At 42.7% G+C, this 1056-nt stretch carries 1 protein-coding gene; it reads left to right on the forward strand.

What is annotated here, in order from left to right; translation table 11 throughout:
* Positions 1-461: 461 nt before the first annotated feature.
* On the forward strand, positions 462-1056 hold a 595-nt coding region (locus tag BG32_RS07405), incomplete at its 3' end, for a hypothetical protein (RefSeq protein ID WP_147434874.1).

The following is a 1056-nucleotide window of genomic DNA, read 5'->3' on the forward strand; positions in this document are numbered from 1 at the left end:
GCTTCAAAACATTCCTGACATGTCGCAACGCCGAAAAAGTCTACAACTACTGAAGCGAAAAAAGAAGACACTGCAACGAGAAATAGAGTAAGAATCAGAAGGTTTTTTTCATCCAGCCACCCCGTTATTCATACAAAGTTTGTCCTATATAAATCGTTTATGATTATACCACCGTATCTTTGATTATCAAGGGACTTTCACCAAACACGATCATTGAGTGAAACAGTTTTCTAGTGGATATCGACTGCGTAAACGTAATGCATCAAAATAGAATCTACTTAAAGTCGAGTTGAAGGCAATGAAGAACACCTCCTTTTGAGGTAGAATTGGATTTCATTACCTGTATGCATATCGATTAAATGTTTCCTCGAACCTCTGCAGTGTATAATTTATTGACGATGCGATATAAAATCGTTTGGTGTACTCCGTCAGTTCTTTTGGAGCACGGGAGTTGAAGATTGATGAGTAGAGTAAATTTAGCAAGTGCCAGACGTCTTTTTGTTCTTTTCTCTGCTTTTACCTTGGTCGTATTTTTCTTGCCTGCGTGTTTCAAACTTGGCGGAGAACCATCGATCGATACTGAATTCACTCTGACCCGTGAGATTTCGCTCATGGGGATCAGCGAATTTGCATTCAGCGTCGATGTAAAAGGAGTAAAGGACGCGGCGGTTGTCGAGTTCGACAACGGGATGCCTTCCGTAACGCTTAGCGGAGGCAAGGCCGAATCGAGATTCTTCGCGAACATCGGGACAGGCGAAGTGACGCTCTTAGTTAGAGACTCCAGGGGTGTGGAGCTTCTAAAGAAGACAGTTACGCTTGAAGAAACAAAGTCAACATTCGACATGGCAGCAGTGGAAGACAAGACGGGAATCTATGTACTAATTGATGGAGATCTTGTATTCTACTCTCTCGAATGTCTTGGTGACCTGACTTTTGCGGAGAAAGTCGAGCTTCTGGTTGAAGTAATTCTCGAGAACGATTCGTATGTGGTAATTCAATCGGGAGAAGCGTGGATCTGGGACTTCGAAACATATCCAAACAATCCGAAGTATGACC

Origin of the sequence: Mesotoga sp. HF07.pep.5.2.highcov, assembly GCF_003666285.1 — a bacterium.
In the GTDB taxonomy this organism is placed as follows: domain Bacteria; phylum Thermotogota; class Thermotogae; order Petrotogales; family Kosmotogaceae; genus Mesotoga; species Mesotoga prima.